The 24,190-nt window shown below is 67.6% G+C and carries 21 protein-coding genes and 13 pseudogenes; 13 read left to right on the top strand and 21 right to left on the bottom strand.

The genetic code is table 11. From position 1 onward, the window contains the following. Nucleotides 1-236: pseudogene (locus NFU81_RS13695) on the top strand (IS4 family transposase); the annotation flags it as partial. Nucleotides 237-238: 2 nt separating this feature from the next. Here the strand turns inward: NFU81_RS13695 and NFU81_RS41275 are convergent. Beyond that, nucleotides 239-502 carry a hypothetical protein gene (locus tag NFU81_RS41275; protein ID WP_422665204.1) on the bottom strand — a complete coding sequence of 88 codons (264 nt, stop codon included), beginning with the start codon at nucleotides 500-502 and terminating at the stop codon, nucleotides 239-241. Between the two features lie 166 nt (nucleotides 503-668). Between NFU81_RS41275 and NFU81_RS13705 the strand changes: the two are divergent. Beyond that, nucleotides 669-911 (top strand): annotated as a pseudogene (locus NFU81_RS13705) (integrase core domain-containing protein); the annotation flags it as partial. 204 nt (nucleotides 912-1,115) lie between these two features. On the opposite strand, the pseudogene NFU81_RS13710 reads toward NFU81_RS13705, so the two are convergent. Then, a pseudogene (locus NFU81_RS13710) lies at nucleotides 1,116-1,710 on the bottom strand (IS3 family transposase); the annotation flags it as partial. A gap of 92 nt (nucleotides 1,711-1,802) precedes the next feature. Beyond that, entirely contained in the window at nucleotides 1,803-2,822 is a 1,020-nt protein-coding gene (locus NFU81_RS13715; protein ID WP_251489394.1) for an aldo/keto reductase, read from the bottom strand. Between the two features lie 165 nt (nucleotides 2,823-2,987). Between NFU81_RS13715 and NFU81_RS13720 the strand changes: the two genes are divergently transcribed. Beyond that, nucleotides 2,988-3,857 (top strand): helix-turn-helix domain-containing protein, encoded by an 870-nt coding sequence (locus tag NFU81_RS13720; protein ID WP_251489396.1) that lies wholly within the window; start codon nucleotides 2,988-2,990, stop codon nucleotides 3,855-3,857. Between the two features lie 271 nt (nucleotides 3,858-4,128). On the opposite strand, the gene NFU81_RS13725 is transcribed toward NFU81_RS13720, so the two are convergent. Together NFU81_RS13725 and NFU81_RS13730 are read right to left on the bottom strand one after the other, a co-directional pair. After that, entirely contained in the window at nucleotides 4,129-5,316 is a 1,188-nt protein-coding gene (locus NFU81_RS13725) for an ISAs1 family transposase (protein ID WP_251489398.1), read from the bottom strand. Between the two features lie 95 nt (nucleotides 5,317-5,411). After that, a complete protein-coding gene (locus tag NFU81_RS13730; protein WP_251489400.1) occupies nucleotides 5,412-5,630 on the bottom strand; it encodes a hypothetical protein in 219 nt (72 codons plus the stop codon). A 767-nt stretch (nucleotides 5,631-6,397) separates the two neighbouring features. On the opposite strand from NFU81_RS13730, the pseudogene NFU81_RS13735 reads away from it, so the two are divergent. Next, nucleotides 6,398-7,161 (top strand): annotated as a pseudogene (locus NFU81_RS13735) (transposase family protein). Nucleotides 7,162-7,272: 111 nt separating this feature from the next. Here the strand turns inward: NFU81_RS13735 and NFU81_RS13740 are convergent. From NFU81_RS13740 to NFU81_RS13770, 7 genes and pseudogenes are all read right to left on the bottom strand, one after another. After that, nucleotides 7,273-8,061, bottom strand: coding sequence for a DUF2846 domain-containing protein (locus tag NFU81_RS13740; RefSeq protein WP_251489402.1), 789 nt, complete (start codon nucleotides 8,059-8,061; stop codon nucleotides 7,273-7,275). A 177-nt stretch (nucleotides 8,062-8,238) separates the two neighbouring features. Beyond that, nucleotides 8,239-8,460: pseudogene (locus NFU81_RS13745) on the bottom strand (integrase core domain-containing protein); the annotation flags it as partial. Continuing rightward, nucleotides 8,451-9,575 (bottom strand): IS110 family transposase, encoded by a 1,125-nt coding sequence (locus NFU81_RS13750; RefSeq protein ID WP_422665199.1) that lies wholly within the window; start codon nucleotides 9,573-9,575, stop codon nucleotides 8,451-8,453. The gene NFU81_RS13750 and the pseudogene NFU81_RS13745, both read right to left, overlap by 10 nt. A gap of 164 nt (nucleotides 9,576-9,739) precedes the next feature. Further along, nucleotides 9,740-10,078 carry a DDE-type integrase/transposase/recombinase gene (locus tag NFU81_RS13755; RefSeq protein WP_251489404.1) on the bottom strand — a complete coding sequence of 113 codons (339 nt, stop codon included), beginning with the start codon at nucleotides 10,076-10,078 and terminating at the stop codon, nucleotides 9,740-9,742. 160 nt (nucleotides 10,079-10,238) lie between these two features. Continuing rightward, nucleotides 10,239-10,337, bottom strand: a pseudogene (locus NFU81_RS41280) (IS3 family transposase); the annotation flags it as partial. 128 nt (nucleotides 10,338-10,465) lie between these two features. Continuing rightward, nucleotides 10,466-10,777 (bottom strand): transposase, encoded by a 312-nt coding sequence (locus NFU81_RS13765; RefSeq protein WP_251489408.1) that lies wholly within the window; start codon nucleotides 10,775-10,777, stop codon nucleotides 10,466-10,468. Nucleotides 10,778-11,165: 388 nt separating this feature from the next. Continuing rightward, nucleotides 11,166-11,720: an RICIN domain-containing protein gene (locus NFU81_RS13770; protein ID WP_251489410.1), complete on the bottom strand. Its 555-nt coding sequence runs from the start codon at nucleotides 11,718-11,720 to the stop codon at nucleotides 11,166-11,168. A 234-nt stretch (nucleotides 11,721-11,954) separates the two neighbouring features. On the opposite strand from NFU81_RS13770, the pseudogene NFU81_RS13775 reads away from it, so the two are divergent. Together NFU81_RS13775 and NFU81_RS13780 are read left to right on the top strand one after the other, a co-directional pair. Beyond that, nucleotides 11,955-12,104 (top strand): annotated as a pseudogene (locus NFU81_RS13775) (IS5/IS1182 family transposase); the annotation flags it as partial. Between the two features lie 89 nt (nucleotides 12,105-12,193). Beyond that, nucleotides 12,194-12,337: pseudogene (locus tag NFU81_RS13780) on the top strand (IS5 family transposase); the annotation flags it as partial. Between the two features lie 65 nt (nucleotides 12,338-12,402). Here NFU81_RS13780 and NFU81_RS13785 read toward each other — a convergent pair. Beyond that, nucleotides 12,403-12,645 (bottom strand): hypothetical protein, encoded by a 243-nt coding sequence (locus NFU81_RS13785; protein WP_251489412.1) that lies wholly within the window; start codon nucleotides 12,643-12,645, stop codon nucleotides 12,403-12,405. Nucleotides 12,646-12,803: 158 nt separating this feature from the next. Between NFU81_RS13785 and NFU81_RS13790 the strand changes: the two are divergent. Next, nucleotides 12,804-13,160: pseudogene (locus NFU81_RS13790) on the top strand (transposase); the annotation flags it as partial. Between the two features lie 36 nt (nucleotides 13,161-13,196). Here NFU81_RS13790 and NFU81_RS13795 read toward each other — a convergent pair. Further along, complete coding sequence (locus tag NFU81_RS13795; RefSeq protein ID WP_251489414.1) at nucleotides 13,197-13,814, bottom strand: RICIN domain-containing protein; 618 nt, start codon at nucleotides 13,812-13,814, stop codon at nucleotides 13,197-13,199. A gap of 218 nt (nucleotides 13,815-14,032) precedes the next feature. On the opposite strand from NFU81_RS13795, the gene NFU81_RS13800 reads away from it, so the two are divergent. After that, nucleotides 14,033-14,437 carry a transposase gene (locus NFU81_RS13800; RefSeq protein WP_251489415.1) on the top strand — a complete coding sequence of 135 codons (405 nt, stop codon included), beginning with the start codon at nucleotides 14,033-14,035 and terminating at the stop codon, nucleotides 14,435-14,437. 11 nt (nucleotides 14,438-14,448) lie between these two features. Here NFU81_RS13800 and NFU81_RS13805 read toward each other — a convergent pair. Further along, a pseudogene (locus NFU81_RS13805) lies at nucleotides 14,449-14,814 on the bottom strand (ISAzo13 family transposase); the annotation flags it as partial. A gap of 95 nt (nucleotides 14,815-14,909) precedes the next feature. Next, the gene (locus NFU81_RS13810) at nucleotides 14,910-15,845 is read right to left on the bottom strand and encodes an AraC family transcriptional regulator (protein WP_251489420.1); all 936 of its coding nucleotides are present in this window, start codon (nucleotides 15,843-15,845) and stop codon (nucleotides 14,910-14,912) included. A gap of 89 nt (nucleotides 15,846-15,934) precedes the next feature. Between NFU81_RS13810 and NFU81_RS13815 the strand changes: the two genes are divergently transcribed. Together NFU81_RS13815 and NFU81_RS13820 are read left to right on the top strand one after the other, a co-directional pair. Next, complete coding sequence (locus tag NFU81_RS13815; protein WP_251489422.1) at nucleotides 15,935-16,864, top strand: NADP-dependent oxidoreductase; 930 nt, start codon at nucleotides 15,935-15,937, stop codon at nucleotides 16,862-16,864. 213 nt (nucleotides 16,865-17,077) lie between these two features. Next, nucleotides 17,078-18,510, top strand: a pseudogene (locus NFU81_RS13820) (IS1182 family transposase). Between the two features lie 152 nt (nucleotides 18,511-18,662). Here the strand turns inward: NFU81_RS13820 and NFU81_RS13825 are convergent. The 4 genes and pseudogenes from NFU81_RS13825 to NFU81_RS13840 form a co-directional block, all read right to left on the bottom strand. Next, nucleotides 18,663-19,997 (bottom strand): annotated as a pseudogene (locus tag NFU81_RS13825) (ISAzo13 family transposase); the annotation flags it as partial. A 67-nt stretch (nucleotides 19,998-20,064) separates the two neighbouring features. Further along, nucleotides 20,065-20,469: a transposase gene (locus NFU81_RS13830; protein ID WP_251489424.1), complete on the bottom strand. Its 405-nt coding sequence runs from the start codon at nucleotides 20,467-20,469 to the stop codon at nucleotides 20,065-20,067. A gap of 134 nt (nucleotides 20,470-20,603) precedes the next feature. Next, a complete protein-coding gene (locus tag NFU81_RS13835) occupies nucleotides 20,604-21,086 on the bottom strand; it encodes a WapI family immunity protein (RefSeq protein ID WP_422665203.1) in 483 nt (160 codons plus the stop codon). A gap of 28 nt (nucleotides 21,087-21,114) precedes the next feature. Next, complete coding sequence (locus NFU81_RS13840; protein ID WP_251489428.1) at nucleotides 21,115-21,804, bottom strand: SMI1/KNR4 family protein; 690 nt, start codon at nucleotides 21,802-21,804, stop codon at nucleotides 21,115-21,117. A 988-nt stretch (nucleotides 21,805-22,792) separates the two neighbouring features. On the opposite strand from NFU81_RS13840, the gene NFU81_RS13845 reads away from it, so the two are divergent. From NFU81_RS13845 to NFU81_RS13855, 3 genes and pseudogenes are all read left to right on the top strand, one after another. Continuing rightward, entirely contained in the window at nucleotides 22,793-23,068 is a 276-nt protein-coding gene (locus tag NFU81_RS13845; protein WP_251489430.1) for a hypothetical protein, read from the top strand. Next, nucleotides 23,065-23,412, top strand: coding sequence for a hypothetical protein (locus tag NFU81_RS13850; RefSeq protein WP_251489432.1), 348 nt, complete (start codon nucleotides 23,065-23,067; stop codon nucleotides 23,410-23,412). Before NFU81_RS13845 ends, NFU81_RS13850 begins: the two co-directional genes overlap by 4 nt. Further along, nucleotides 23,409-23,558, top strand: a pseudogene (locus NFU81_RS13855) (AAA family ATPase); the annotation flags it as partial. The gene NFU81_RS13850 and the pseudogene NFU81_RS13855, both read left to right, overlap by 4 nt. A gap of 75 nt (nucleotides 23,559-23,633) precedes the next feature. Here NFU81_RS13855 and NFU81_RS13860 read toward each other — a convergent pair. Next, nucleotides 23,634-24,164 (bottom strand): rhodanese-like domain-containing protein, encoded by a 531-nt coding sequence (locus NFU81_RS13860; RefSeq protein ID WP_251489434.1) that lies wholly within the window; start codon nucleotides 24,162-24,164, stop codon nucleotides 23,634-23,636. Nucleotides 24,165-24,190 lie beyond the last annotated feature (26 nt).

Genomic DNA, 24,190 nt, shown 5'->3' on the forward strand with positions numbered 1-24,190 from the left:
GCGACCAGGTCATCCAGGCCAACGGCATCATCGCCGGCACCACCATCGACCTTGTCGGCACCATCGGACGAGCAGTCCTGAACCACCTCATGCCCGCCCACCGCCTCCGCATCAGCCCCCGCGCCGTCAAACGCCCACTATCCCGATACGCATACAAAAGCCTCAAGATCGACCGGCGCACCTACAAGGCCACCCTCACCATCGCCATCCTGACGACAACACCGATCAGCCCCTAACTTCACGGCCTTGCCCAAAAGGCACCAACCTGTCGACCTTCAGCCAGGACGACCTTGACGCCATCGCGACCAAGCTGAACAACCGTCCGCGCAAGTGCCTCGGATTCCGCACACCAGCCGAGAGTGTTGCCTTGACCGGTTGAATCTAAGTCGGCTTTCTTCGCGGCCGAGCTCGACCGGCCACATCTTCGCTCGTGACGTTCATCGACGAGCACCGGGACCGCTTCGGCGGCGTCGAGCCGATCTGCACCGTGCTCACCGAGCACGGCGTAAAGATCGCCCCCTCCACCTACTACGCCGCCAAGGCACGCCCGCCCTCGGCCCGGGCGGTGCGCGACGCGGGACTGAAAGTCCTGGTCCAGGAGGTGTTCGAGGCCAACTGCGGCGTCTACGGGGCTCGCAAGATCTGGCACCACCTGCGCCGGCAGGGCCACCAGGTCGCCCGCATACGACAACGCCCTGATGGAATCCACGATCGGCCTGTTCAAGACCGAGCTGATCAAGCCCCGCCGACCCTGGCGAACCCTGTCCGACGTCGAACTGGCCACCGCCGAATGGGTCGACTGGTACAACGACCACCGCCTGCACGGTGAAATAGGCCACATCCCGCCCGCAGAATACGAAGCCAACTACCACCTGACCGACAAGAAACCCCAGGTCACAGTCAAGATCTAGAGTCTCCACCAGAACCGGAGCGGTTCAAGTGCGCGTGTTCCCGGAATCCCGCAGCCGAAGTACGTCGAACCCGGACGCCAGTTCCCTGTATCAGGGGGCGGTCGTGCGAGTTCAGCCTTCGTGCCTGGGGCCAGAGGGGTACCTGTGCTCATCCAGGCCCGGCGCGGGCGGCGCGGTCCTGTCCGCGATCGTCGTCGCCTTCTACTTCCGCAGGTGCCGGCCCACGATGTGGTTGATCCGCATCAGCCGGGTGACGCGTTTGCGGTTGATCCTCCGCCCCCTCGCACGCAGCTCAGCATGGACGCGCGGAGCCCCATACGCCCCTGGCGTTCGGCATGGATGGCGCGGATCTCCCTCATGGTCCCCTTCTCCTCGGCCCGGCGCTCGGCGCGGGCCTGCCCCTTGGCCAGATGCCGGTAGTAGCCAGCGCGGGACACCCCGAGCACCCAGCAGATCCGCTGCACGCCGAAGTCAGCGCAGTTCTGGGAGACGAAGTCCCAGCGGCAGGGGCTCACTTCACCTCTCGGGCGAAATAGGCCGCTGCCCGGCGCTGGATCTCGCGCTCCAGCTGCCACTCCTGCTCGGCCTTGAGCAGCCGGGCGTTCTCCGCCCGCAGCCGGGCCAGCTCCTCCGCCGCGCTCACGCTGCCATCGCGGTCCTCGGGCTCGGCCTGGGCCTCGTCCTTGCACACCCAGGTCCGAAGCGACTCCGCGGTGATACCGAGACCCGCGGCAACCACCGCACACGTCCGCTTCCCGGTCGCGGCGCGGTAGAGCGCGACAGCGTCCTTCCTGAACTCGGGGACGGTTTTGTCGGCGTGCGTGCGCCTGCCCGCGGTGTGCCAGGGACCGGGCCACGTCCCCGGGCCCACTGCTGCCGGGCCCCTGGGGTTCAGGCCGCCGACCGGAGCCCGGCGGGACGACGCCGGAGAGCGGTCTCGAGCAAGGCCGGGGGCCGGTATTCCTGGTCGAGCGCGGTGACGTCGGTGCCCGGCGGGACGATCTCGTCGATCCGGTCGAGGAGGTCGTCGGACAGCTCGACGTCGGCCCCGGCCAGAAGGTCGTCGAGGTGTTCCATGGTGCGCGGGCCGAGGAGCGCGGCGCTGACGCCCGGGTGGGCGATGGTGAAGGCCATGGCCAGGTGGGTCATGGGCAGGCCGGCCTCCTTCGCGGGCGGGACGAGCTGTTCGACGACGCCGATGCGGCGCTCGTCGGACAGGTGACGGGAGAACTGGACGCGCTTGAGGTCGTTGTCACCGCCCTTGCGCACCCGGCCGGTCAGCAGGCCCTGGCCGAACGGGCCCCACACCATGACGCCCATGCCGTGCTCCTGCGCGAGCGGCAGGACCTCCCGTTCGATGCCACGGTTCAGGATCGAGTACGGGGGCTGCTCGGTGCGGAACCGCTGCAGCCCGGCGCGTTCGGCAACCCACTGAGCCTGGACGATCATCGAGGCGGGCGTGGTCGACGAGCCGATGGCGCGCACCTTGCCGGCCCTGACGAGGTCGGTCAGGACGGACAGGGTCTCCTCCAGGTCGGTGTCCGGGTCGGGCCGTTGAAGCTGGTAGACGTCGATGTGGTCGGTGCCGAGCCGGCGCAGGGAGTTCTCGACGGCGGTGGTTATCCAGCGGCGGGAGGCGCCCTTCTGGTTGGGGCCCTCGCCCATAGGCAGGCCGACCTTGGTGGCCAGGACCACCTCGTCGCGGCGGCCCTTCAGTGCCCTTCCGACGATGTCCTCCGAGTCGGCGTAGCGGTCGGCGGTGTCGATGAGGTTGATCCCGGCGTCGATCGCCTTGTGGATGATGCGGACCGACTCGTCCGGGTCGTTGCCCATCTGGCTGGCGAACATCAGCGTGCCGAGACCGTAGGGGCTGACCTTGATCCCGGTCCGCCCGAGGTTGCGGTACTTCATGAACGTGCTCCTTCGACGCAGATCGGCGGGTGGGTCCCCACCGGCCACCGGCCGTCAGCCGGTACATCCACCGTCCACGGATCCGCGGGCATCGACCAGTACCCGCCGCAGCCGGTGGACCCGCAGTACCACGACGGGACGCGGCCGATCGGCGATACTCGGGAGATGACCGGAACCACGGATCTCGGCAGGGCGTTGCACGCCTGGCGGGATCGCACGAAACCGGCCGAGGTCGGCCTGCCAAACGACGGAGGCCGGCGCGCGCCAGGCCTGCGGCGTGAGGAACTCGCCCAGCTCGCCGGCTTGTCCGTCGACTACATCGTGCGGCTCGAACAGGGCAGGTCGACGAATCCGTCCCCGCACGTACTGTCCGCGTTGTCTCGGGCGTTGCGGCTGACGACGGCGGAGCGTGAGCACCTTTTCGTGCTCGCCGGTCAGGCGGTGCCGAGCGCCGGGCAGGTTTCCGATCATGTGCCGGCAGGCGTCCAGCGCCTGCTCGATCGACTGACCGGCACACCGCTGAGTGTGTACGACGCCGCCTGGAACCTCATCACGTGGAACCCGTTGTGGGCGGCACTGTTCGGTGACCCGCCACCGTCACGCGGCTTCGGGAGGAATGCGGTGTGGTGGTCCTTCGTCACACCGCCCGCCGGATACCCCCAGGCGGTGAGCCGGAAGACAGGTCACCGCGCGGCCTTCGTGTCCGACCTGCGAGCGGCGTCGGCCCGCTATCCGAAGGACGCCGGACTGGCCGCACTGACCGATGAGCTCCGTACCCGGAGCAGTGACTTCGCGGCGCTGTGGGATTCCGGCGTGGTAGGTGTGCACGAGTCCCTGACCAAGACGGTCCGGCACGCGAGCGTCGCTGAGCTCACCCTCGACTGCGACATCCTCGCGGCGCTCGGCACCGACCTGCGGATCATGGCCTTCAGCGCGGCGGAGGGCAGCGAGACCGCCGAGCGGCTGCGACTGCTGGACGTCATCGGCGTCCAGGTGTCGGCGTACAAGCGAACGTGCACCGCCTCGTACGGATGAAGGTGCACCGTTTCGGGTGCGGTGTGGGGGTGCAGGCCGCGAGCCTGTTGCTGTCGGTTCGGGGCAGCAGGGAGGCGGCTGACGGTGGTCTTGGATCCGCATCGCTGGTTGGAGTTGCGGCGGTTTCGTCCGCTGTACGAGTCCGGCGCGATGAGCCTGCGAGAGATCGCGAGAGAGACTGGGCTCAACCGGCGAACGGTCGGCAAGTAACTCTCGGAATGTGCTTCGGCCGCGCCACCGAAACGGGAGCCGGGTGTCCAGCAGGGCTTGATCAAGTTCCCGCGGTTCCCGTCTTGTTGGTGATGCCCAGGAACGGGAGTGCTCGTTCGGGTTGGTCACGGATCGCGCGGGTGGTCTTGGCGATGTTGTCGGCTCCGAGGGTCTTGAGCGGGCCGACGGCGAGGTTGCGGAGGGTGGCCATGGCGCGGGGTGCGGTGCCGTTGTGGACGGTGGATGCGCCCTCGGCGAAGGTCACGTCTCTGACGTGGTGCAGGGCTTCGATTGTCCAGTGGCCGCGGACCGCGGCGGCGAGTTCGACCGGACGGGTCTCGTGGGCGTCGAGGCTGGTGACGGCGTAGACCGTCTCACGACTCTCGCGGCGGCCGGTCTGCTTGCGGCGGCGGTGCACCCGGATGGCCAGGCGGCCATGGGGGAAGGCGATCCCGCCGAGCTCGTCCGCGATGCCGCAGGTCTTGATCGAGCGGGACTCGCGGCGACCGTGGCCGGTGGAGGAGGAGGAGGAGGTGTGCTGGACGGCGATGTCCCGCCAGGGCAGGGCGGCGAGCTGCCGGTGTGCGCTCGGCTGATTTGCCTTGATCACCGCGACGTAGTGGGCCTTCTTGGTCTCGACCAGCCAAGTGACGTTCGCCCGGACCGAGTGCAGGGCGTCGAAGGTGACGAGGGCTCCGGCCAGGTCCAGCGGCTCGAGCAGCGGCCGGAAGTACGCGGTCTCGTTCGTCTTCGCGCCGACCTCCGCCTGGGCAAGGGTCACCGCGCGGTGGTGGGTGACCGCGGAGAGCAGGTGCCTGCGGGTGGCGGTGAGACGGGCGGAGCCCTTCAGCGCCTTGCCGTCGACGGCGATCACGCGCCGCCCGGACGCGGTCCCCGCGGCAACCACATGGCGGCCGGCGAGGCAAGCGCCCACGGCCCGGTCCAGGGCGTCACCGTCGACAGTCCCCAGTACCCGCCCGATCGTGGCCCGCGAGGGAGCCCGCCGCCACCGCAACAGATGACGGCGGACACCAACCGCCGCCAGCAGTGCGTCCGAGGCGCGTTGCGCCCACTCGGCGATCTCGTCAACGCTTCTCGCTCCCGAGACGGCCGCGCACGCGCACACCAGCAGAATGGCGGTCAGCGAGTACCAGCGGCCCCGCCGCCCACGCGGATCGGGCACCAGGTCCAGGTAAGGGCGCAGGTCAGCGACCCGGTCCGCGTCCAGCGGGCCCAGCTTCACCAGCACCGCGGGAATAGGGGAAGATGCAGCGGCAGGCACGGGCCACCTCATGATCGTTGAGCTTCGACACCCCAATGATCACGAACCCCGTGCCTGCTCTGCTATGCCCCCAACCGGTCACTGCCTGACCCACCGACACGACTCCGGAACTTGATCAAGCCCTGCACCCCCAGAACTCGAATGCCGTCGCCATGGGATTTCGGGATCTCCACCGCCAGCACGGGAGGAGGGAAGTAGCTGCCAGAGGACATCCGGTTCCAGATCTTGTAGAGGTTGCCCTTCAGATCCTTCTCGAAGTCCTCGATCGAGCAGCCGTCCACTCCCGCCGCTCCCTTGTTGGCCCGCACCTTCTGATAAGCGTCCCAGACCTCCTGTTTGGAAATGTTGAACGGCTTGCCTGCTGGTCACTGCTCGTCCACGCGACTCCTCCCGGCCGCCGCAGCGCCCGGTTGATCTCATCAACGAACCACGGTCAAGCCGGCCCCTTCGCTCCCCGCCCCACCGCATCAAGCAGGAGGATCATCACTACTACGAGCCGGTCCGCCGGCGCGTCCCGCGACGGTACTCACCCCCTCGCGTTTCAGACGCTTGGGGAACCCCCTCTCGCCCAGCTCCTTTTCAGGACTTGGGCTGTGTCGGGACACGCCATCCCACGTTCCACACGAGAGCGGCAGATCAAGATCGCGCCACCTCTGCGCCGGACACCACCTGGCCAATACTCGGGCACCCGCCAGACTCATCCCGGGTTGAGCTTAAAGACCCGGTTTCGATGCCACTTCATACCTAACGACGCTTCCGCGGCGAACCCCTCGCGAGGCTTTCGATGCAACGCCTTCTTGATCCCCACCTGACGCCTCTTGGACGCCTTTTCCCTCCTGCTCACCACGACAGTCCTCAGCTAACGCAACGGAGGGCGGTTTGAAGCCTCCTCCCGAAAGGCGGCTCCGAAGGGCCAAACATCCTTCATCTCCCGTGCAGCACCATGCTCAACTGGCCGCTACCACGCCCGATCTCACGCGTTCGTGGCACACAAGCCCCTGGTAGATGGGTTTTCGACCAAGAGAGCCATCTCCACCAGAGGCTTCGCATGCTTGTCTACCCGTCTGGCATCGACGTGTCCAGCTCCACTCTCCGCTTCCTCTCCGGGCAGTTGCGGCGGCACCACCGTGCGATCGGGTCCCGCTGGAGGCGGCTGACGGCCGGCCGCCAGGCCCTGCTCGTGCTCGCACACCTGCGCATGGGACACACCTACGCCCAACTCGCCGCCGGGTTCGCGTCGGAATCACGACCGCGTACCGCTACGTCGCCGAGGGCGTCGACCTCCTGGCCGGCCTGGCCCCCACCCTGGCCGACGCCATTCGTACCGCGTCAACGAAAGCATTCGTGCTCCTTGACGGCACACTCCTGCCCATCGACCGCATCGCCGCGGACCGGCCTTTCTACTCCGGCAAGCACAAGAAGCACGGCATGAACGTGCAGGTCCTCACCGATCCCTTCGGCCGGCTGCTGTGGGCCTCACCCGCGCTACCCGGAGCCGTCCACGACATCCGCGCAGCCCGCGAACACGGCATCCTCGACGCCCTCGCACAGGCCGACGTCCCATGCTGGGCCGACAAGGGATACCGAGGCGCCGGCGGCCGAGTCCGCATCCCGTACTGGGGACGATGAGAAACCCTTTCCCCAGGCCAGAAGGCCGTCAATCGGTCCCATGCGAAGATCCGCGCTCTCGTCGAGCAAGCAATGGCCACGCTGAAGTCCTGGCGCCTCCTCCGCAAACTACGGTGCTCCACCACCCGAGTCACCGCCCTCGTCCAAGCCATCCTCGCCCTGCATCTGACCAGCTCAGACTGATGATGGAAAAGGCTCCCTGTCACGCTCCGTTCTGTGGGAGCCCGGGGGTGAGATCCCCCGGGCCACCCGACCGTCTGCCCCGTTTCACGGGGCCGGATGGCGGAATCCCTGTCACACGGCGCACAGCACCAGGAAATCGTGCCGGAGCCGGTACACCGCGGTGGGCTCGGTCGCCACGCCGGACCGGGCGCGGCAGAGGAACCTCAGCCGGTCGCCGGGGGCCACGTCGACGCGGGATACCGGGCTCGTGCACCAAGAGATCTTGACCTGGACGATGTGCGCGCCGGGGGCCACGAATGTCACACAGTGCTCCCCCCGCCGGAGGCTTCCCACGCGCTTGCCGTCCACGTAGACCTTGTAGCGGCGCAGTTGCGCGTAGGTGTCCGCCTCGTCGCGGAACACCAGGATCTCGGCCTTGCCCTCATGTTCAACTGGCAGCAATGCCGACGCCGCGTCGGCTCCTCGTCCAGGGGACGAGCCGCTTTCCCGGCCGGGCGGGCGACCGGCCATGTCTCCGTTATCGTCCCGGGCGTGCTTCGGCAGGACGAAGCGAGGTCTGCCCAGGAATACCAGCGAGATCTGGCCCAGACATCCGCTGAGGAAGACCACAAGTCCCCCAAGGGCCACGGCGAACGCGACCGGATTCTGCGTGCCGGCACCACCGTGCTGGGGCAGCCACGCACCCCCCAGCAGCAACAGCGTCACACCGCTCAGGCAAACGGAATTGAGCAGGGAACCCTGTGTGAGCCGGCGCTGGGCCGCAGGTCCGGTGAACCGGGCCAGGACCGTCGGCGACGGGTGCGCCGCGGGATCGCCCCAGTAGCGTGCCACCTGCACCCAGGAACGGGCGGAGAGCCCGCCAATGGAGGCACTGCCCGCGAGCGCAGCCCACGAGACCATGTCAGAACCAACTCCCTATGTCGGGAAATGATGGCGTGGGTCCGTTGGGTTGGGCAAGTCCACGAGTGCCGGTGAGGCAACGGCGCGGCCTTGGTGTGATCATGTGCGTTGGCGAGACGCTGTTGATCAAGCCAAGGCCGTGAGAGTGAGTGAACCGCTCCGGTTCTGGTGGAGACTCTAGATCTTGACTGTGACCTGGGGTTTCTTATCGGTCAGGTGGTAGTTGGCTTCGTATTCTGCGGGCGGGATGTGGCCTATTTCACCGTGCAGGCGGTGGTAGTTGTACCAGTCGACCCATTGGGCGGTGGCCAGTTCGACGTCGGACAGGGTTCGCCAGGGTCGGCGGGGCTTGATCAGCTCGGTCTTGAACAGGCCGATCGTGGATTCCATCAGGGCGTTGACGCTCCTATAGTTGTCAACTGGCTGCGGAGGCCGTCTGTGGGGCGGGGCGGAGCAGGTGGTAGACCTCGCGTATGACGTAGCGCTTGAGGCATCGGATGATCTCGCGTTTCGTCTTGCCTTCGGCCGTGCGGCGTGCGACGTAGTCGATCGTGGGCTGGTGGAATCGCATGCGGACGATGACGGTTCGGTAGATCGCCGCGTTGAGCTGGCGGTGACCGCCGTGGTTGATGCGATGCCTGCCGCCGGTCATGCCGGAGCCGGTAGGCACGGGAGCGATGCCCGCGAGTTTGGCAAGAGCGGCCTCGGACTTGATCCGCTCGGGGTTGTCGCCGGTCACGACGAGGATTTCCGCGGCGGACGCCGATACCGAAGGGCTCGAGCAGTTGCGGGGCGACCCGCTGGACCAGGTCGCCGATCATCTTCGTCAGCTCCTTGGCCTCGGCGTCCAGGTACTGCCACCGCTTGGCGAGGGTTCGCAGGGTGTGGCGAAGCGCGTCCTCGGGTTCTTCCAGGCGGCGGGGACGCAGAGCTGCCAGGTGCCGTGCCAGGGTGATCTGGGTCTTGCCGGCGTTCTCCCGGCGCAGGGCGTCGGGAGCGTGGACGAGCATCGCCTTCATCGTGACCATCGCCGATGCGCGTTGTTCGACGGCCTGGTCGTGGGCGATCTTGAACTGGCGGATCATCTCGGCCTCGCCGTCGGCGGTCTTCGGCGTGGCGGTGGCGAACCCGGCCAGCACGGCGCGGGCGGCGTTCTCGGCGTCCAGGGTGTCGGACTTGCCGTTCATGCGCCGCAGCCGCCGGTCGGGCCGGCCGGCCTCGACCACCTTGTGGCCGGCTCTGCGCAGGAACGAGGTGAGCGTGGCGCCGTAGGAGCCGGTGCCCTCAATCCCGAACGCTAGGACGGTGCCGAACGAGTCTGCCCAGTCCGTCAGTTGCTGGAAGCCGCCGGTGTCGGTGGGAATCGTGAGGGTGGCCAGGATTCCGCCGATGGTGTTCATCACGGCTGCGACGTGCACGTGCTTGTGCGTGTCGACGCCGATCACGACGTGGCCGGACCTGGGTTGCTCGCTGTGCTGCACGGTGTTCCTTCCGGTCGGTAGCGTGGGGTTCACGCTGTCGCCGGTCGGACGGACAGGACTGTCACGGGGACCCTTTGGCGAGTCGGCTCCAGGCTCCTATCGGTCACGTCCGTCCAGCGGCAGCGCTTGCTGCGTGCCCGGCTGGGCGGTCGACAGATCAACGCCAGGACACCCGTGGGGTCAGTCATAAGCAAGAGTCAGACCGTCTCGGCCGGGGCTACCCGATCCTTGCGGGATACGGTGCGAAAAGACTGACAGACGTAGCTGTCAGCGACGGACCCGACGGAGGCGCAGGCGCCGATTTCGGCGAGCCGGTCGGTATACCGAATTGATACGTATTGCGAACCCCTGTCGCTGTGATGGACGAGGCCGGAGTCCTTCTTGGTCCTCCGCCTCCACAGGGCCATCTCCAGTGCGTCCAGCGGAAGTTCGGTCCGCATGTGGTTCGCGACCTGCCAGCCGACGATCATCCGGGAGTACACGTCCAGGACGAACGCCACGTATGCCCAGCCCGACCATGTGCGGACATAAGTCATGTCGGCGACCCACAGCTGGTCCGGGCGGCTCGCGGTGAAGTCGCGGTCGACCAGGTCCGGCGGCCGGGGGGGCGGAAGGCTCCGGGACTGTCGTGCGGCGCCGCCGGCCGCGGATCACGCCCTCCAGACCCAGCTCGGCCATCAGCCGCTCGACGGTGCAGCGGGCCACCTCGTGGCCCTTGCGCCCGAGCGCGCGGGTGATCCGGCGGGCCCCATACGTGCCGCCCGAATCCTCGTGGACCTGCTCGATCAGCGGCATGAGCTGTTCGTCGCGCAGCCGGCGGGCCGACTTCGGCCGCTTCTTGCGGGCGAAGTACGTCGATGGCGACAGCTCAAGAACCCGGCAGACGGGATCGACCCCGAGGCCTCTGTCGCGCAGGTGGTCGATCACGTGCTCGGCCTCGTCCGGGGACGATCGATCTCCTGAGCAAAAAACACCGAGGCTGCCTTGAGAATCTCATTCGCCCGCCTCAACTCGGCATTCTCCCGGCGGAGTTGCCTGAGCTCGTGCTGCTCGGTGGTGGTCAGCCGGTCGTCACGCTCACCGCGGTCGGCCTCGGCCTGGCGGACCCAGCCGCGCAGGGCCTCCTTGTGGATGCCCAGATCCTTCGCGACGTGCGCGATCGGGCGGCCGGTCGCGCGGACCTCACGGATCGCACGCTCACGGACTTCATCGGGGTACTTACGGGGTGCTGGCATGGTACTGGTGGTTCTCCTTCGCCAGGATCGTAACCCTGGCATCAGGGACTCCACCAAACTCAGAGCAGCTCAAACAGCTCGTATAGGTCGCCACGGGCATCAGCCTGCGTGGACGGCAATCCGTACACGGTGTGTTCGCGTTGCCGCCGTTGCTGCTGATCTCCGAGCGATGTCGCTCGCCAGACCGCCATAGCCGCAGCTGGCGGGCACAGACGGCAGGCTGAAGACGCGGCCCCGCTCGGTTGATGAACGGGGACGCAATCTGGCGACGTGCTCAGCCCGCGAGCTCGCCGACAGTCCAGAAAGGGTGTCCGGAAGGCGGCCCCAGGCCGGCCACTCACCCACCTTGCTACGCCGCAGAGCCTCGCAGGGACGGTGGCGGGTGCCGTCAGTCGTTGATAGCGTGCCAGTACTGGGCAGGGCTCTCGTTGTCGCAGTCGTACTGGGTGATCTGGGCCTCTCGCGTCGTCCAGGCGCCCTCCACTGTCAGGCAATAGCCAGTGCCCAAGAGAACCTCCTGCCAGTTGAAGTTGTATCCGTGATCATCCAGCCACGGGTGCTGATACCTCGTGAGCTGCGACATATTGGTGGCGCAGTCCCACTGCGTGATCTTGACGTTGTTGCCGGACCAACCGCCCTCCGGCGTCAGGCACAAGCCACTGCCCACATTGACGATCTCGTCCTGCCAGAGGAACCACTTCTCGTAGTTGCTGCCGTTGCAGTCAAACTGAACGATATTCGCACCCGGGGTGTCACTGCCCCCGTAAGGGATCAGGCATAGGTTTGAGTGCAAGTTCTGAATGCGCTTCCCGTCCAACGGGTACAACACGTCGTTCGTCGGTATCCAACCGTCCTCTGCGCCTGCGGTTCCCATGCTCACCGTGGTCGCCGTGATCGCGGCGACCGTCACGGCGAGCAGCCGCCCCAGCATCTTCTTCCTCAACGCCCCACCCCTTGTGTTCGTGTGAGTGTCTCTCACCAGGTGTGGATGTTGGCATATGACAGAGACCCCGGGCAACTGCTGGACCTTGGGGACTGCAAGGCCTTCGGTGCAGCTGACGATCATGGAAGTTACACTGAGCCTGCTGCGTGGGTGCGGCAGTTGGCGTGACAGCCGAGTGAAGCCCCTGGTGGATGGGTTCACGACCAATATCACCCGCGCTGCCAGAGGCTTCACGTGTTTGTTTACCCGTCTGGGCTGGACCTGTCCAGCTCGCATCTTCACTTCCTCACCGCCCGTCTGCGTGAACGTCGCCGTGCGATAGGCAGCCGGTGGCGCCGGTTGAGCGCTGGCCGACAGGAGCTGCTTGCCCTCGCTCAGAGCCGGATGATGGGAAACCATCACGTCCGGTTCGGCGGGAGGCCGCGCGGAAAGGACCTGCCCAGCAGACACCTCGCCGCGCGGCCGACCCAACCGGCTGGCTCATGCACCACCGCCGCCTCGCCCGCGACTACGAGACCCACCCCCACCGCTCCGAAGCCATGATCAACATAGCGATGATCGACCTCATGAGCCGCAGACTCACCCACGAATCCACGCCGAACCGGCGCGACTCCTGAGTCAGGAGGCAGTGCCCTGAGCAGGGCACTGCCAGTCCGCAGAGTCGATCGCGTTCTCCTTCGTGTCACAGGAAGCAGTTGCCGTCGACCCACACCGTGACCGATTCGGGCCGATGGTCGACCTGGAATGGTTCGTCCCCACGCAGAGTTCCGGACCATGAACCATGCGCTGCAGGCGAGTGGGTGACAACGGCCCACGTCTGCTTTGGGAGCATCTGGTGCGTCTCCGCCCAGGGCTCCACGGTCAGCTCCAGCGCGGCCTCACCGCCATTGCTGATCAGCAGCCGTGCTGTTCCGACACTGCCCATTCCCGGCGCCCCTCCTTGTCGCTGCCGGCGATCCCGTACGCAGCTGAAGAGCTTACGGGTCCGCACGACCCGATCGTCATACACGCACGACTACCTGAAGCCGCCCTGCCGCCCGAGTTATCAAACGGCCCTGCCGGGACGAAACGCTCTTTCAATGGCTGTCCGAGAACGCCGTAGGAATCCAACTCCTCGACCAAGCCAAGAATACCTACCCGACCATCACCAAGAGCTGGGTTGACACCGGCTTCAAGAACGCCGTCATCGAGCATGGAGCCAACCTCGGAATCGACGTCGAAGTCGTCAAAAGAAACCCCGAACTTCGCGGCTTCCACATCGTCAAAAGACGCTGGGTGGTCGAACGAAGCCTGGGCTGGATCATGATGCGCCGACGTCTCACCCGCGACTACGAGACCCTGCCCGCCAGCTCCACAGCCATGATCTACATCGCCTCGATCGACAACCTCACCAAGCGCATAACGGACGAGACCACGCCAACCTGGCGAGGAACCTACTAGGTCATACACGGCAATACGCCTAGATCAAACGCCCTCTCAGGAGTGCCAGCCCACCCACGACGTGTAACTCGGTGAGGTGAGCGCGTCAAATATGTCCCCTCGAACATTATCGTCATTGTCCAGGACCAGATATACCATATCGACGCCCAGCTCGGCATCGGTAAGGTAACCCTTAAGCCCGTCGTCCGACTGCACGGCGGTAAAGGCCCAGCGCTGTGAGTCCTTCCACGTGCAGGACGCTGCGAAGACGGCGTTGCCGGCCGCGTGTTTTGTGTCTACCTCAAGGCATTGGCCGGTGTTCCGGTTCTGCAGTTGGTTGGTCAACCCGTCCGCACCTCGCCAGTCCCACTGCTGGAAGAAGCTGGAATTATCGCAGGGCGCCATGTATACGCTGGCTGTCGGGCTGCCGAACAGTCCACTTGTCAGGCACTTTCCAATGTATTTGTTCTCGAAGTGCCAGTAGGTCGCAGTCGCCGCTTGGGCGTCGGCGGCAGGAGCGAGCGTGCTGATTCCCGCTGCGAGCATCAGGGCGGCGCCTCCGAGAAGGGACTTTCTTGGGATCACTGCTACCTCCGTCTTGGCTCCCGGCTCGGATATGAGGCCGGTGGGCGTAAAGACTAGGCCCAGAGACGAAAGTCGCCGCGTCTGGCGCATGAACACAAGGTGATCAGCCGTGACGGGGCGGCAGCGCCAGGCTCCCCGTGCTCCTGCCGATCAAAGCGCGCCTATTGGCGCAAGAAGGAGAAGCTCACCAGCTGTGACCGGTCGGGATCGGTCGGCTGGGGTGGAATGTCCATGCTGGTGAGTTCACCGAGCCGGAGGAATCGGGCGACACGTTCGCCGAGTGGGGGCCTTCGCCCTGATGGGTGGACATGCTGATACTGGATCTGCTTGATCCGGAGGAAGCGAGAACACCGCCGATGGCGATGAAGGACTACTCGGACGAGTTCAAGGCCGATGCCGTGGCCTTGTACGAGTCCACGCACGGGGCGACGTACAAGGACATCGCCGCTGACCTGGGCATCAACAGGGCGACGCTGCGTGAGTGGGTGCTGCGGGACCGCGAACGCGGCGGCATCGCGCCCGTGGACGCCCGGCGGGGCGGGACGACGCAGGCCAGGGCAGGGAACCCGGCTGCGTCCGCCGATCCGGACGAGCGGATCCGGCAACTGGAGGCCCGGGTGGCCGAGCTTGAGGCGAGCGAGCGGAAGCTGGCAACCGAGCGGGACATCCTGCGCAACGCGGCCAAGTATTTCGCCGGCGAGACGAACTGGTGAGGAGCCGTATTTCAATTACTGCCTGGATTGATGCTGCTCTCGTGGTCGGCGATCACGCTCTGGAGGGCCTCGATTGAGCGGGGTGGGTGGGTCAGCCGGGGCCGGGCGAGGGCGGCGGCGATGTCAGGGGCGGCGAAAGCCAGCAGCGGCATGGTCCGATGGGCGTGGTAGCTCAGGGTGTTGCGGTCTCGGCCGAGTAGCCGGGCCGTCAGCGTGAGCGTGACGGTGTTGCGGCGGTTCAGGACAGCGGCCAGGACACGGTGGCGATGGTCGAGGAAGCCGAAGCCGGGGTTGTACCCGCGCCGGTTGACGCCCTTCCTCTTCTCACGCTCGGCTTCGGCCAGGATCCGGCGGCAGGGCTCAAGCTCCTCCACTAGGAGCGTGTCTCAGTAACCGGCTACCCGCTGTCGGAGTGCATCGGGATGTGCCCAGTCACGTACAGCTGAGCGTGCCCAGGATGCCTGCACTGGATTCAGCTCCGCCGTCTGAACGTGCCAGGGGCTGTCCCGTGCGTGCGCTTGAACGCGTTGGCGAAGGCGAACTCGGAGGCGTAGCCCACCTGGGTGGCGACGGATTTCAATGGTGCATCCGATGCCCGCAGCAGGCGCGCGGCCGTGGTCATCCGCCACCAGGTCAGGTAGCTGAGGGGTGGTTGGCCGATCAGTGTGGCGAAGCGCCTGGCGAACGGTGCACGGGAAAGCCCCGCTTCCGCGGCGAGTTTCGCCACTGTCCACGGTGCCGCCGGGGCCCGGTGGATGGCGTGGAGGGCGGCGGTGACCGGCGGGTCGTTGAGCGCGGCGGCCCAGCCGGTGGTGTTGCCCCGGGCGGGCTGTTCGTTGAACCAGATGCGCAGGATGTACAGCAGCAGCGTGTCCAGGAGCGCGGGGACGGCCGCGTCCGTGCCCAGGCCCGGGTGCTCCAGTTCGGCGGCCAGTAGCTCTACGGCCGAGCGCAGTTCCGGGTGGCGATCCGGGTGCGCGGGGAGGTGGATCCGGTCAGGCAGGTCGCGCAGCAGCGGGTGGGTGCGGGACGGGTCGAGCTGGTAGGTCCCGCAGAGCACGACGGTGACCGGACCGCCGTCTCCGGTCCGGTCGACGCTGTCCGACGCGTAGGGCTCGGACAATCGGGGGTCGTCGGGGCCGCAGGCGGGGGCCGTTACCAGGGTTTTGGGGCTGTCGGCCAGGGTGTGGCCACTGCCGTGAGGCAGGAACACCACGTCGCCCACGCCCAGCGGGACGGGCTCTGCGTCTGGAGTGAGTAGCCAGCAGGAGCCTTGCAGGATCACCTGAAAGCCCGCCGACCCCGGTACGGAGGCGAACTCCTGCCCCCACGGGGCATGCCACCGCACGTGCGCCGACCGAGGCCGTCCGGTCCGCATCACCGCGATGACGTCACTGAGCACATCCATACGGTGAGACTACGCGGGCGAGACGTACGCATATGAACTGGGCACTCTGCCGCATGGATCGTCTCCCTGTGAGGTCGTAGATTCGCGGCATGAAGATGAAAGCCGCACGTATCCACGACTACGGCGACGCGTCTGTGATCCGCTACGACGACGTTCCGCGCCCTCAGCCTGCATCAGGTGAAGTGCTCATCCGTGTCGCCGCGACCTCGTTCAACCCCACCGAGGCCGCATTGCGGGGCGGACTGCTGCGGGCGTTCTTTCCCTTGGACCTGCCCTACACGCTCGGCTGGGACGTCGCCGGCACTGTCGCCGAGATCGGCGCGGGTGCGGAAGGGTTCACCGTCGGCGACCGGGTCATCGGGCGGCTCGACAGCGCGGGTGCGGCCGCCGAGTACGTCCGGGCGCCCGTGGCCACGCTGGTCGCGGCTCCCGCCTCCATCCCTCTTGCGAACGCTGCGGCCCTTCCCGTGGCCGGTCTCACGGCGTGGCAGGCGGTGTTCGAGCACGGGAAGGTAGCCGCCGGTCAGCGGGTACTGGTCAACGGTGCGGGCGGAGGCGTCGGTGGCTTCGTGACGCAACTCGCCAAGTACGCGGGAGCCGAGGTGATCGCCACGGCCGGCGCCCGCAGCGCCGAGGCGGTCCTGGGGCAGGGGGCGGACCAAGTGATCGACTACACCGCCACGCCGGTGGTTGCCGCGCTCGACGGCCCGGTGGACACGCTGCTCAACCTGGTTCCGCTGAGCCCGCCGGACGCCGCGGTTCTGGCGCCGCTGGTGCGGCCGGCCGGGCGGATCGTCTCGATCGCCACCCCGATCGAGCCGCCTGCTGATGCCGGGGTGACTGCGATGCACATGGTCGCCCGCAATGATGTGGAGCATCTGGCGGCACTGGTGGAGCTCATCGACGCTGGCGTGGTCGCCATCGACATCAGCGAGTCACGCCCACTGGCCGACCTCGGCGCCATCCACCGCCTCAGCGAGGCCGGCCGGATCCGAGGCAAGGTCATCATCGTTCCTTGAGCCGCCGACGGCCGGGCCTTGCCCTCAGCCTCCACGCCCACCTCCCTGTGGGCACCTTTCCCACGTACCTGGCCGAGCACCTTGGCGAGCACGCCGACACCCGCCTGCGTTTCGTGATCATTCGTGCTGGATGATGGCGGTATGCGTGGTGGGGATGGGCTGTTCGAGGTCGAGCCGGCCGGGAAGAGGCAGCCACAGGGCCGTCCGGTGGCGGTGGACAAGCGGTTCAGGGCGTTCGACCCGCACCAGGTTCTGCTGCTGCCGCCGTCACTGGACGACTGGCTGCCCCAGGACCACCTGGCCCGGTTCGTCGCCGACCTGGTGGACGAAGTGCTGGACCTGGGGCCGGTCCTGGCCGACTACACCGAGAAGCGAGGCTACCCGCCCTACGACCCGCGGCTGATGCTGCGTCTGCTGATCTACGGCTACACCACCGGCGTCCGCTCCTCACGGGCGATCGAGCGCAAGTGCGCCGACGACATCGCGTTGCGATACCTGGCCGCCGACCAGGCCCCGGGCTGCCGCTCCATCTCGCGGTTCCGCCGCCGCCATCTCGACGCCCTCGCCGACCTGTTCACCCAGTCGCTACACCTGGCGACCAGACTCGGCATGGTCAAGATGGGCCGCGTCGCCCTGGACGGCACGAAGCTGGAGGCCAACGCCTCCAAGCACAAGGCGATGAGCTACGGCCGCCTGGTCGACAAGGAGGAGAAGATCGAGGCCGAGATCGCCGACCTGGAAGCCCAGGCCGCTGCTCTGCTGGCCAACGCCGAGGCCACCGACACCGCCGAGGACCAGAGGTTCGGCATCGACGGCAAGGACACCGACCTGCCCGCCGAACTCGATCGGCGCGAAAAGCGCCTGGCCAAGCTGCAGGCCGCCCGCGCGCAGATCGAGGCCGAGGCCGCCGACAAGGCCCGCCGCCACGCCGAGGACAAGGAACGCCGACGCCAGAAGCGGGTCGGGACCGCCCACGAGCAGGCCGTGACCGACGCCGGCGACACGGCCGCCGCGAAGGCCCGGCCCAAGCCCAAGACGCAGGCCAACTTCACCGACCCCGACTCGCGGATCATGAAGAACAGCGACGGCGCCTACATCCAGGCCTACAACGCCCAAGCCGTCGTGGACGAGGAACACCAGGTCATCACCGCCGCCGACGTGACGACGAACGCGTCGGACGCGCTGAACTACACCACGATGCTCGACCAGTCCGCGGCGAACACCGGTGTCCACCCCAAGCAGGCCCTCGTCGACGTCGACGCCGGCTACTGCTCCGAGACCAACCTTGAGTCCGCGAAAGGGCGCCAACTGTCGTGCGGTACCGACACGTTCATGGCCACCGGACGCCTGGCCCACGGCGAACAGGTCCCGCCCGCACCCCGCGGGCGCATCCCCATCAACCCCACCCTGAAGGAACGCATGGCCCGCAAGCTGCGGACCAAGCCCGGCAAGGCCGCCTACCGCCGACGCAAGGCCATCGTCGAACCCGTCTTCGGCCAGATCATGACCTGCCACAACGGCCGCCAACTCCTCCTACGGGCGAAGACGGCGCCCGCGGCGAGTGGCGACTGCTCGCCGCCTGCCACAACCTCCGCAAGATCTTCCGACACGCCGGAACCACTGGACTCGCCGCCCTGGCCGGCTGACCAGCCGCCTCCCGGCCCCGTCACGGGCCCTACCGACCGGACACCTGACGGGCAGGACCCAACTGCCGCCTCACAGGTGCCGGCGGGGCGACCGCGACCAGTCCCATCGATCACGGTCAGCTGGCCGCTTGCCCGTTACCGACCCACGCTCCTAGCCGGTCGAACTGCTCGCGGGACATGCCGGTCAGCGCGGGGTGGGTGAGCAGGAAGGTGGCCTCGGCCGGGATCGGGGGTGCCTTCGCCAGTTCCGGCTCGGCTGGTGGTGTTTGCGCAGGGTCGGGCGGGGAGATGGTGTAGTTCCACTCGCCGTGGAAGTCATCGCGTTTGACGCGCTGAAGGATCGCCGCTCGTTCGGCCTTGGTCAGTGTCCGGCCGGTGGGGTACTCGTTCTCGTCGAGGACGGCCTGGACGGTCAGCCCGGTGCTGGTGCGGGTGGCCGAGATGGTCTGGAGCAGCACTTCGTAGCTGGTCAGCGGCCTGCCGCGCAGGCTATGAGTGATCCGGGAGAACAGCCGGTGTTCGACCTTGTTCCATTTCGAGGTCGCGGGCGGAAAGTGCAGGACGGTGATGGTCAGCCCGGACTCGTCGGCGAAGGCGGCCAGGTCGTTCTTGAACAGGTGGGAGTCCGCTGAGTTGGCTCCTCCGGAGTCAGCGGTGACCAGCAGGCGGGTGGCGTCGGGGTAGTCGAGGCGTCCTTGGTGGTTCCACCAGCGGCGCAGTGACTCCACGGCGAAGGCGGCGGTGTTGCGGTCGGTGCCCACGTTGACCCAGCCGGTGTCGCGTCCCAGGTCGTAGACACCGTAGGGGATGGCGATCGGGGTGTCAGGGTCAAGGAAGTCGTGGTCCGGGGCGGTGATCGGCTCGCCTTTGCGACGCCAGGAGCGGCCCTGGCGGGCGAAGTCGCCGATCGGTTCCTTCTTCTTCGCGTCCACGCTCACCACCGGAAGTCCCTGCTCCAGGAAGCGTTCGACCGTGGTGTTGATGTGCCGGAACTGAACGTCGCGGTCGGGCACGTGGCTGCCGGCCCGGGTCTTGGCCATACCCTGCAGGCTGAAGCCCAGCCCGCGCAGGTCGCCCACCACCGGGGCGCTGACCGGATGGCCCGCCTCGGTCAGCGCCCTGGCCAGGTCACGCAGCGACGCGGTGGTCCAGCGCAGCGGCGAGACCGGGTCGCCCACCTCGTGCGGCTCGATCAGTGACTCCAGCGCCGCCACCAGACCGGGATCGCGCTCCGCGGCGGACTTGCGCCCGCCTCCGGGGCGGCGCACCCGTCCCAGCACCTCCGCCCCGCCCGCGAGCTCGTCGCATCCCCGGGCGACGGTCGACTCCGACACCTCCGCCAGCCTGGCCACGGCCGCGATCCCGCCATGTCCCAGAGCCTCGGCCTCGCAGGCGAGATAGAGGCGGCGCTGTCGCTCGTCCAGATGCGGCAGCAACGCCGCGAACTTCACGTCCAGCACCGCCAGGACTTCATCCGCAATCGCCACGACAGCCCATCTACCATGACTCCGGGCGAAGTTGTGCTGAACCAGGCAGTTATTTCGTTACGGCTCCTCACCAGTTCGTCTCGCCGGCGAAGTACTTGGCCGCCTTGCGCAGGATGTCCCGCTCGGTTGCCAGCTTCCGCTCGCTCGCCTGAAGCTCGGCCACCCGGGCCTCCAGTTGCCGGATCCGCTCGTCCGGATCGGCGGACGCAGCCGGGTTCCCTGCCCTGGCCTGCGTCGTCCCGCCCCGCCGGGCGTCCACGGGCGCGATGCCGCCGCGTTCGCGGTCCCGCAGCACCCACTCACGCAGCGTCGCCCTGTTGATGCCCAGGTCAGCGGCGATGTCCTTGTACGTCGCCCCGTGCGTGGACTCGTACAAGGCCACGGCATCGGCCTTGAACTCGTCCGAGTAGTCCTTCATCGCCATCGGCGGTGTTCTCGCTTCCTCCGGATCAAGCAGATCCAGTATCAGCATGTCCACCCATCAGGGCGAAGGCCCCCACCGCAGATCCGCTCCACCTGATCAGACTGTTCGGGATCAGCGAGGTCACGGCGGTCAGGTACGTCCACGCCGCCCATCCTGAGCGCACAGGCAAGACCCTGCGCTGATCAGCGAGCTGGGAAGGAGTTCAGAGCAAGGTCCCATCGGTCAGCCTCGTGAAGCAGTGCTGCGGTGTCCATCTGCAGCTCCACGAAGTACTGGTAGATGTCCGCCCCGTCATCTCCCTGCTGCCATGGGGGCCCCGCCTCGAGGGAAAGGTGAACACCAATCACTGCCCCGCTGTCGGTTCGATCAGCGAGGCTCACGGCAAGGACCCGTTCGACGAACCATGTGTCCGGGGACAGCCAGCCTTCGGCATCGGGCCCCGTCACCGCCACCGTCCCGGCGGCCACCGCCCGCAGCCACGCGGACACCTGGCGGGCTTCATGAGCCAGCAGACATGGATCAGCAAAGGACCAACTGCCCTGGGGAGTGGCCACTGACCCACCAATGACCAGCCAGTTGTCGTCGTAGGAGCCGCCCCGGACCGCGGCGAACTGATAGCGCAGCGGACAGAGCTCGACACTGCTCGCGTGATCACCCAGAAGCACTGCCACTGCCACGGCCCGAATGCGTGATTCAGGAGCCTACGGAGGACTGCCGGACATCGTGCTCGGCCTTGTCCAGCCATTCGGTGAACCAGCCGTTGAAGGTGACGGGCTTGCCCTCCGCGTCGACGAGGGGCTCAAGATCCGCGTCGTCTGCTCGGGGATCGGACCACATAGTGCCGCAGTGGGAGCCGCTGAGGACCAGCCAGTCGCGCTGAGCACAGCCGTGGTGGCAGATCACGATGGCGCCGGCGGTGCGCTCGGGGGCGAACATGACGGCTTCCCATCGTTCATCCCACGCCTCGATGGCGGTGTCGAAGTCCTCGATTTCCTCGAAGTCCTCCTCTTCGGGACGCTCGGCCAGCAGCCGTTCGAGGACCTCTGGGTCCGGGCCCTTGTCGGGGAACGGTTCGGCGAGCTTAGACAGATCGGCCAGGTCGGCGCCGTCGCCCTCCCAGCGCCAGCGGCCCTGAATGCGTCGCACGGGAAAGACGCCATAGGACGGCCCCGCGCCCCCGGCGGCGACCATCGCGAGGAAGTCCCGGTACTCCGAAGGCAGCCGCACGCCTATCTGGCCTTCCAACTCGACGATCTCGTCCTCGCCAAGCGGATCCTCGAGCGTCCACCGATGACCGAGTGTCCCAAACACCTTCTGGCTCGCCGGGAGCGCGCTCAGATCCACGATCCGCTTCCGCACCCCGGCCCAATCCTGATCAACCATGCAGCGACCATATGCGCCGCCACTGACACGCCCAGGTCGGAGGGTCGTCGTGTCCTGAGGCGAGTCAACGCCCGCCGAGACGGTCGACTTGCGCACCGAACCTACGCGTCGGAGGGACAGTTCGGCGCGACAGTGAGCGGGTTCCGGCGTCCGCACGCACAGGATTCCCGGAACTCGCGCGCTTTGCGCCCCGGCGGCCAGGAGCCCGTCGGGCGGATCGAGTGCCGCGGCGGGGCACGCTTCGCGTGGCTGTACCGGATCGACCTGGCCCTGCCGATACGACCGATGACTTTGGCGAAGGAGATCGCCCATCCGGGACCGCGGCCCGATGCCGAGCCCGGGCGTAGTAGCGGGGCCCACTCGCCTCACCACGAACCTCGACAGGAAGGTCACGATCATCAGCAACTTCGTAGAGCATGCCCAGCACCGCCACCGGAGCGTTGCCCACGGCGACCTGATGCTTCAAGAACTCCCGCACCCCGGCCAGGATCGTGTTCACCCGGCGGGGGCCTCGAACCGGCTGTTGCCCCGGGCCAGGGACCACCGGATCCCCATCCAGCCGGGCGTACCGCAGCCAGAACATGAACGACCCGAGACGACCTACGCACTCCCGCCAGTAGAGACCTGACCGGGCACACCAGGTCAGGAACAGCTTTATCGCGGCTGCGTACGTCGCGGTCGTCGACTCGGCCTGGTCCCGGCCGAACCGCACGTGCCGCAGGAACTCATCCACCTCGGCAATCGGCGCGAGCTCGTCTTGGCCCAGCACCGTCCAGTACCGGTCACCCGACGGCATCCGCACCACGAACGGCCGCAACCGCACTTTCCTGTTCTCCATCACGGGCGCATCTCAGCAACAACTGCGACGTCCGCGACACCGGTTCAGGAACTGTCGGCCACAGGTTCACCGCCCAGGGTGACGCGACAGTGCACGACACCTCCTGAAACCCGAGGGAACTGCCTGACCTACACCGCCACGCAGGCGGTCGTGGCCGGGGCTGGCGCCCGCGCGCTCGGCATCCGGGTGCACCCCGCTGCGGCGGCGGCCGCGTTGGCGGTGTCGTTTGGCACCCACTACGCCGCGGACCGGCGCGTGCCGGGCCACGGCTTGCTGGAGAAGCTCGCCGCCAAGACCGGCAAAACCAACTTCTACTCGCTGGCCTCGCACGGGATGAACGGCGCGTTCCACCTCGACAACTCCTGGCACCACGGCTGGGAGACCGTTGCCGCCCTCATCGCCACCAGCAAGGCCGGGACGCGGTGACCGGCCGCTCCCGTACCCGCCTGGAACGTGTGCGCGCCTCGGCCGGCATCGCCTCCTTGGCGCTGCAGCAGATCGAGGACGGCCTGGGCGCCGATGACGTCGACGGCCCCGAGCTCGCGGCGATCCTGCGTGAGCTCATCGAGGACACCGACCCGCCCGGCGGGTTCATCGCAGCCCTCGCGCAGCTGCTCACCGTCGCCGCGCAGCGAGCCGAACAGCTCGAGCCGAACCGCGACGGCGACGCCTCCTGCCCGCTGCACGAGGCCGCCGCCCTGCTCACCGACAACGCCGGGCAGCGCCTGATCTGGGCTGCCCGCGCCCTTGACCCGCAAGATCCCGAATGAATCCGCTGACCTACCCGGACCTGCCGGAGACCTGCCTCGTGGTCCTGATCGGCGCATCGGGCGCCGGGAAGAGCACGCTGGCCGCGACCTGGCCCGCCTCGCAGGTGCTGAACCTGGACGCGATGCGCGAGGCGGTAAGCGACGACTTCTCTGTCAAGTTGAGCGTGTTGAACTTCGGACACGCGCTACGGGTACAGCGGCCCGCTCCCGCAGCGGCCGTATCAGTCCTGTAGGGCTCGGAGCGTGGTGTGGAGGTCGGTGGTGCGGGGCTGGTTGTGGGGGAGTTTGGCGAGGGCGGCGGCTATGCCGCAGGTGTTGGTGGCGGCGGAGAAGATCAGGCCGCCTCCGATGGCTGCGGCGAGCCAGCGGGCGGAGCGCCAGCGGGTGCCAGCGGCGAGCCCGAGGACGACGAGGGTGCCTGCGGCGAGGCGGACCTGGCGTTCCATGGGCCAGACTGCTGTGGCGTTGTCGGGGCGGTGGAGGGTGTGGCCTTCGCCGGCCCAGGCGGTGGTGCCGCCGGTGAGGGTGGTGGCGGGGATGTCGGCTGCGGCGAGTTCGGTGCAGGCGGTGGTGGAGCGGTTGCCGGAGGCGCAGACCATGGGCAGGGCGGTGTGGAGGTGGTCGAGGGGGATGTTGTGGGCGCCGGGAAGGTGCCCGGAGGCGTACTCGCCGGGAGTGCGCACGTCGATGACGGTGTAGTCGTCGAGGCGGGCGGCGGCCTGGGCGGGGATGAGGGCGGTGGGGGTGCTCATGTGCGGGGTGATTCCTTCCGTGCTCT

Origin of the sequence: Actinacidiphila cocklensis (assembly GCF_907177275.1) — a bacterium.
GTDB lineage: Bacteria > Actinomycetota > Actinomycetes > Streptomycetales > Streptomycetaceae > Actinacidiphila > Actinacidiphila cocklensis.

Excerpts from the sequence above, each read along its gene's own strand:
- NFU81_RS13715 (WP_251489394.1), bottom strand. The coding sequence starts at position 2,822 with ATGAAGTACCGCAACCTCGGGCGGACCGGGATCAAGGTCAGCCCCTAC.
- NFU81_RS13830 (WP_251489424.1), bottom strand. The coding sequence starts at position 20,469 with ATGCTGATACTGGATCTGCTTGATCCGGAGGAAGCGAGAACACCGCCG.
- NFU81_RS13795 (WP_251489414.1), bottom strand. The coding sequence starts at position 13,814 with ATGCGCCAGACGCGGCGACTTTCGTCTCTGGGCCTAGTCTTTACGCCC.
- NFU81_RS13740 (WP_251489402.1), bottom strand. The coding sequence starts at position 8,061 with ATGGTCTCGTGGGCTGCGCTCGCGGGCAGTGCCTCCATTGGCGGGCTC.
- NFU81_RS13720 (WP_251489396.1), top strand. The coding sequence starts at position 2,988 with ATGACCGGAACCACGGATCTCGGCAGGGCGTTGCACGCCTGGCGGGAT.
- NFU81_RS13810 (WP_251489420.1), bottom strand. The coding sequence starts at position 15,845 with ATGGATGTGCTCAGTGACGTCATCGCGGTGATGCGGACCGGACGGCCT.
- NFU81_RS13755 (WP_251489404.1), bottom strand. The coding sequence starts at position 10,078 with ATGACTTATGTCCGCACATGGTCGGGCTGGGCATACGTGGCGTTCGTC.
- NFU81_RS13800 (WP_251489415.1), top strand. The coding sequence starts at position 14,033 with ATGCTGATACTGGATCTGCTTGATCCGGAGGAAGCGAGAACACCGCCG.
- NFU81_RS13765 (WP_251489408.1), bottom strand. The coding sequence starts at position 10,777 with ATGCCAGCACCCCGTAAGTACCCCGATGAAGTCCGTGAGCGTGCGATC.
- NFU81_RS13860 (WP_251489434.1), bottom strand. The coding sequence starts at position 24,164 with ATGAGCACCCCCACCGCCCTCATCCCCGCCCAGGCCGCCGCCCGCCTC.
- NFU81_RS13785 (WP_251489412.1), bottom strand. The coding sequence starts at position 12,645 with ATGGGCAGTGTCGGAACAGCACGGCTGCTGATCAGCAATGGCGGTGAG.
- NFU81_RS13840 (WP_251489428.1), bottom strand. The coding sequence starts at position 21,804 with ATGGTTGATCAGGATTGGGCCGGGGTGCGGAAGCGGATCGTGGATCTG.
- NFU81_RS13815 (WP_251489422.1), top strand. The coding sequence starts at position 15,935 with ATGAAGATGAAAGCCGCACGTATCCACGACTACGGCGACGCGTCTGTG.